Here is a 6,359-nt window from a genome sequence, read left to right on the forward strand (position 1 = left end):
AGAAATCTGCGTTGCTGTTGTTGTCGAATCGTTATTTCACGTGTTAAATTGGTTGCTTTAATGCAGGTGATTAGGTATTTCAATGGTTTCTTTTTCCTTTTTTCGTATTTAAGATAGAGGCGTATCGGCGTCGACTATTTTTATACCTTTGCGATAAATCATTTTTAACTTGATGATAACGCAAGAACAACTAAAAGACATTGTGAGGCGCGAGCAGGCGCTGAGGAGGCATCTTTGACATTGATAGCCGCCTAATTACCCTCGAAGAGGAGGAGGAAAAGTCGCAGGCCCCCGATTTTTGGGATGATCCTAAAAAAGCCGAGGAGCAGCTTAAAAAAATTGCCGAAATAAAAAGTTGGATTACCTCCTACAACGAGGTAAAGAAAAATATTGAGGATCTTCAGGTCATCTTCGATTTTGCCAAGGAAGGTGAAGCCTCGGAGGAGGATGTTGAGGAGCAAAAGAATTTGACGGTGTCTCTAATCGAGGATTTAGAAATGCGAAATATGCTTCGCAAGGAGGAGGATAAGCTTGGCGCTATTATGAAGATCAACTCTGGCGCGGGTGGAACCGAAAGCTTGGATTGGGCTCAAATGCTTATGCGGATGTATGTTCGTTGGGGCGAACGAAACAACATGCAGGTTAAGGTTATCGACATTCAAGATGGAGAAGAGGCCGGAATAAAAAGTGTCACACTAGAGTTTATAGGAATTTTTGCCTACGGTTTCCTCAAAAGCGAGAATGGGGTGCATCGGTTGGTGCGCATATCTCCTTTTAATGCTCAGGGAAAGAGGCAGACCACCTTTGCTTCTGTTTTTGTCTCCCCATCTATTGACGACACGATTGAAATTAACCTCAATCCGGCCGACTTGGAGTGGGATACCTACCGTTCGAGCGGTGCTGGTGGACAAAATGTAAATAAGGTAGAAACCGGTGTTCGTGTGCGGCACATCCCCACAGGTATTGTTGTCGAAAACACCGAAAGCCGATCTCAGTTTCAAAATAAGGAAAATGCGCTGCGAATTCTTCGTTCGCACCTTTACGAGATGGAACTTCGTAAAAAGATGGAGATTCAGGCTGAAATTGAAGGAAAGAAGAAAAAAATAGAGTGGGGATCTCAAATTAGAAGCTACGTGCTACATCCCTATAAGATGGTGAAAGATTTGAGGACTGATTACGAAACCTCCAACGTTAATGCGGTGCTGGATGGCGATATAAACGAGTTTACCAAATCGTACCTAATGCAGTTTGGCGCCGACGAAGAATAATATACTATGAAGATTTACTATAACCCGCGATGTTCTAAATGCCGCATCGGCCTTGAATACTTGAGGCAGCGAGTGGCGGAGATCGAGATTTACGAGTACCTAAAGGATGGGCTAACCGAGGATGATCTTAGAGAAATTCTTTTAAAGACCAACCTAAAACCATTTGATTTAGTGCGTACGCACGAGGAGTACTACCTTAAGGAACTAAAGGGTAAAAACTTTACCGACGAAGAGTGGATAAGAATTATCCTCGAAAATCCGAAGCTGCTTAAGCGGCCTATTGTTGTGGATAGAATGAAGGCTGTTATTGCGCTTCCTGCCGAGAATATTGATGCTTTACTAAAATAAAAGAGGTCGGAATTTCCGACCTCTTTCTTTTCATATAATTGCTGCCTATTTTCTTTTAAAATCGATCATGCCTTTGAATTGACGGTCGACATCGCCACCCTTTAACTCTTTGTAGGACGATTTTGCGGTAGTTGCCTTAAACGATCCTGTTGTAATATGGCTAATTGCCTGTGCAAGTCGTAGGTCTCTAGTATCTCCCCAAGGAATTAGGTATGAGTCGTACTCCTTTATGCCAGGATATTTGCTACTACCAGGTACCATTCCTGTATAGTAACCACCTTCCTTGTTTGCATTCACTGTTTCGAAATCCACCGCATACAAGTCGTAACCTTCTTTGGTGGTTGCTTGATTTGGATCATAGCCAATTGGAATTCCCCTGAATCCACAAGGTTTTCCGTGGGTGGTTCCTCCAATTAGGAATACGTTACCTGGATAGTAGGGCTTCATGTTGTTAATTAGGAGCTCGGAAGCAGAAGCGGTACCGCTGCCAACGATAAAATATATCTTAAGAGGTTCGAAATTATTCGTTTTGCTGACTTTTACGGTAAGAGCGTAGTTTTTCGATACCCAATATTTAGTGAACTCGGGGTTATACCTGTAGGTAAACATATCTTTCCCTGTTGCCGATTTAGGTAAGATTAGGTTGCTGAAGTACTGGCATGTTGCAACAGCACCACCGCCATTATATCTTAGATCGACAATTAAATACTGAACACCTTTTGATTCGAAATCAGAGATAACATTTTGCAGTTCGGTTTGTGCTGGAGTTCCTAAAAACTGGTTGAATACAACATATCCGATTTTCTTTCCGCTAATATCGTATGTTGAAGAGTGTAGTACGCTATTAATGTTATAATCTCCAACTGATAAGTCTGCGTTTAAAGTGGTACCGTCTGTTTTCTTAAATGAGAACGCCGCTTTTTCGGAAGAGAATAGGGCATTAACTACATTTATATAACCGATAGATTTGCTGTCTAGGTAACCATCTGCAGTTACTTCAGGATGAACTTCAGAACTTCCATTAATACCTACTAGCTCTAGTCCTCTTTCAACACCGGCAACGCCTGCTGGTGATTGCTTATAGACATATGTAACGTAGAAGCTAACTTGCTTAGCTGCGTTCATTCCCGCTGTGATCATGAAACCGTAGTCTCCTTTTGCTTTACCTTCTCCAATTTCACCTGATAGGTTTCCTATTTTATCAAGGAAACTATACCTATCAATAGGCTGATTGGTCTCTGGATTAATCTTTAATCCTTTTAGATATTCTAAAAGATTCTCAGGAGAAGCGTACTTTGCTGGATCTATAGCAGCGGGTAAGGCGTCTTCCCAAAGATAGATAGACTGCATAGTGTCAAATACATCAAAAGACCATCCTTGTTCTTTAGAGAACTTGGGTAAGTTTGTGGCAATGGTAGCAATGGCCGAATTGTTACCATTCTCGCTGTCTTGGTCGGATGAAGAGATGCTTACCCTGTTTTTTAGCTGATTGCTGTAGCCTGCAACTTTAACTTTTAGTGTTAAGGTTGCTGTTGCTGATTTTTGTAACGTTCCAATGGTCCAGATCCCTTTTTCAGCATTGTAACTTCCAGTTTGGGTGGCGCCGCTTTCAAATACTAAGCCTGCAGGTATGCGATCGTCTACAACAACGGCTGTTGCAGCTTGTTCTCCTATGTTTTTTGCTGTTATTGTATAGGTTACGGTTGTTCCGATATCTGTCTTTGCTTTATCGGCTGAAATGGTAACGCTAAGATCTACGTTTCCTTTTTCAACATCATCGTCTTTTTTACATGATGTAGCCACGGCTACCAGTAGGGCAACCATGCATAAAATTTTCACTGAATTTCTTTTTAATGTAAGCATTTTGTTAGGTTTTTAAACATTCGCAATATAATTATTTTCACTAACCATAATGCCAGCTAATATATTTTGAAGACACTTTTAGCTATTAAAGCTTGAATATAGCAACGGATTCTAGCAATATTTCACATTTGGGAGTTGCTGTAAATGATAGATTTGCAGAATCAATAGTTGCCGCATGAGATATATCATAACTTTCTTTGTCATAGTATTTTTTTTGTCCTTAGAGGCTAGCTGTAGGGTGGTCGAAGGGACGGTTACCTCTATATCGACAAACAAAAAGGGACATAATATAGAGGTTCCGATGGGGAACGTTCTTATATCTGATGGGTACACTGTGTGCAAAACAGACCAGAACGGTAGGTATAGCATATCGCTTAATCCCGAGGCTACCTTCATCACCCTTACCCAGCCAGATGGCTACAAGGCAACACCCTTTTTTCAAAAGATTATAAATGGGCTCGATCGGTATGATTTTCCGCTTGTCAGAAATTCCGAATCTGTAAAGAAGAGATTTTCATTTGGCATTGTAAATTATGCCGACTCTTTGGTGCTGAGCAATACATTAAAACATGTAGGTGATGCTCTTACTAGCCGAAATGCTGATTTCCTGATTACAGCCGGAGCATTTTACTATGGTGCAGATAGCTTGCTGTTTCCTTCATTCTGGTCGGTGGTGGGACCAAAGGAAAAGGAGCTGCGGCCAGCTTTTTACTCCTTCAACTGGGGTGGGGTACATTTTGTGGTACTCTCGAATAGCAGTCGCAAAGCAGCACAGGCAATAGAATGGCTAAAGTCAGATATCGAAGCAAGTGGAATTAGGATTCCTACGGTAATTGTCAACAATTCGGTTCTTGTAAATAGCAATCCGATCTTATCTGCAGGTGGACTCTCTTTTAATATGTCCAACTACAACATAAAGGCAGTGGTAGAAGCTGGGTGGAATGCAAATATTTATGATTACAGGGGAAAGCTGGCAACTTCGACCATTGCGACTGCACCTGCCGAGAGGGGAGGAGGCGACTATTCTCCTGCTGGTGTTAAGCTGGTATCGGTAAATGCTAAAACGGAGATAGCTACCGAAACGGTACTTACCAATGTCCCTTCCAAGGTTTCGCTTGTTTATCCTACCGATACGGCTGAAGTCGAAAATGAAAAAATCCGAATTTATGCCAACGCATATTCGTCTGAAAGTAAAATAGAGAAGGTAAAAGCAGGGTTCTCTACCGATGGGGTTGCTTTTCGGTGGAGTGAGCTAAACCAGCTTAGCGGTTGGACGTGGAGCGGATTCCTTCTTACAGCCAACGATTCTACCCAAAAATGTTTTATCCGAGTTGTTGCAACAACAAGCAGGGGTGAGGTGCTAACCGACGAGGTTACTGCCTACATCAAACCCTTTGTGCCAGACTCTACCCGCATCGAAGCTCAGTGGTATGCCCTTGCAGGCAATGTGGAGCATCATAAACCAATAGCAGCATCCTTTCGGGGAACCTTAAGCCATAAGCGGACGGTTAGCGGATTGGGATCTACCCTCTACTCTTCGCCTTTAATAGCTGATAGTATCGCCATTACTGCCTCTAACTACGATGCCGAGGGGCGATCGAGGCTTGCCGCCTTCAATTTAAAGACAGGTAAGAGCTTCTGGTTCTACTTTACCAAGGAGGCAATTAAAAATAGCCTAGCATTCGATAGGGGCGTTGTACTTGCCGCTGATGTTTTGGGAAACGTTTACGCCTTAAATGTGATGACGGGGAAACCGGTGTGGACAATTGCGATAAACGGTGTGCCCAAGCTAAATGTTACCGGCGGTGGGATTGCTAAAAATGGATTGTACTATGTAGCTATTGGGCAATCGATTTATGCCTTTGATATTGATAAGGGCGTGGTTGCATGGAAGACCGAGCGCAAAAATTCGGAGGGTAACATTACCACATTAACCTGGGGTAATGGCGTTTTGCTCGCCACCTCTAATATAGAAGGTATTACGGGCTACGATGCTTTGAGTGGTAGGCGACTTTGGGGCTACAACGATTCGGGTATAAAAGTTTACGAGGGAAACTCCTCGTTTAGCAACGACCTCTTCCATTTAACCGCAGGTAGCTACTACTATAGGTTCGCCCCACAAACAGGCGAGGTAAAATATCGGGCAAAGCTTCCATTCGAGGTTAGCGCCAGCAGCGTTCCGCTTGTTTTGGGCGATACGATTATGGTTGGCACCTCCAATAGCGGTGTTGTTGCTTATAATGTAAGGGAGGAGAGGCTGTTGTGGAAATCGGAGGTGCTGCCTTCCATTATAAATACGTTGCCTAACAGTTCTGCCAAAATGAAAACGGTAACCGCTAGCCCCATTTTAGTGGGAAAATATGTGGTGTTTGGTGCGCTTGATGGTAGGGTGTATATCCTAAATAGGGATAACGGATTGGCTCAGAAGGAGTCTAGCTTGGGGGCGCCCATACTTACTACCGCTGCAGTAGCTAAGGATTTTCTGATTTTATCCGATTTTTCTGGCAATCTATCCGTTTTTAAGCTTAATTTATGATAAACTTCAATGGTTCTAGGTCTCCTTCCTTTTAGGAGATTATTCAATCCTCTTTTTTTTAACTAATATAGCAGGCTACGATATGGCTTGTTTTTTGCAAAAGCAACCTTATCTGTTGGGTATTCTATTTTAATACCTTACTAGGGTATAAACGCCAACTTAAAATTTAACCAAAACTGAAGTAATGACGAAAAAAGTTTTACTCTCGTTTTTCTTAGCGATCGGTGTGACGTTGAACCTTTTTGCCCAGCTTTCCGACCCCGTATCATGGGCGATGAAGAGCAAAAAGGTAGGCGCCGATGAGTTTGAGCTCACCATCACCGCGCGCATCGATGCGGGGTGGC

At 42.8% G+C, this 6,359-nt stretch carries 4 protein-coding genes; 3 read left to right on the forward strand and 1 reads right to left on the reverse strand.

From position 1 onward, the window contains the following. Window positions 1–172 precede the first annotated feature (172 nt). A protein-coding gene (gene prfB, locus L990_RS02770; RefSeq protein ID WP_156121299.1) for a peptide chain release factor 2 occupies window positions 173–1,268 on the forward strand; the annotation gives its coding sequence in 2 pieces (ribosomal slippage) (window positions 173–235 and window positions 237–1,268; 1,095 coding nt in all). 6 nt (window positions 1,269–1,274) lie between these two features. Further along, entirely contained in the window at window positions 1,275–1,616 is a 342-nt protein-coding gene (locus L990_RS02775) for an ArsC/Spx/MgsR family protein (RefSeq protein ID WP_047445306.1), read from the forward strand. Window positions 1,617–1,661: 45 nt separating this feature from the next. Here L990_RS02775 and L990_RS02780 read toward each other — a convergent pair whose 3' ends face one another. Further along, window positions 1,662–3,455 carry a S41 family peptidase gene (locus tag L990_RS02780; RefSeq protein WP_197057217.1) on the reverse strand — a complete coding sequence of 598 codons (1,794 nt, stop codon included), beginning with the start codon at window positions 3,453–3,455 and terminating at the stop codon, window positions 1,662–1,664. A 199-nt stretch (window positions 3,456–3,654) separates the two neighbouring features. Between L990_RS02780 and L990_RS02785 the strand changes: the two genes are divergently transcribed. Beyond that, window positions 3,655–6,015, forward strand: coding sequence for a PQQ-binding-like beta-propeller repeat protein (locus tag L990_RS02785; protein WP_047445310.1), 2,361 nt, complete (start codon window positions 3,655–3,657; stop codon window positions 6,013–6,015). Window positions 6,016–6,359 lie beyond the last annotated feature (344 nt).

Origin of the sequence: Alistipes sp. ZOR0009 (assembly GCF_000798815.1) — a bacterium.
Classification (GTDB): domain Bacteria; phylum Bacteroidota; class Bacteroidia; order Bacteroidales; family ZOR0009; genus Acetobacteroides.

What these genes read in the sequence shown, in the direction of transcription:
- L990_RS02775 (WP_047445306.1), top strand. Translation starts at nt 1,275, where the DNA reads ATGAAGATTTACTATAACCCGCGATGTTCTAAATGCCGCATCGGCCTT.
- L990_RS02785 (WP_047445310.1), top strand. Translation starts at nt 3,655, where the DNA reads ATGAGATATATCATAACTTTCTTTGTCATAGTATTTTTTTTGTCCTTA.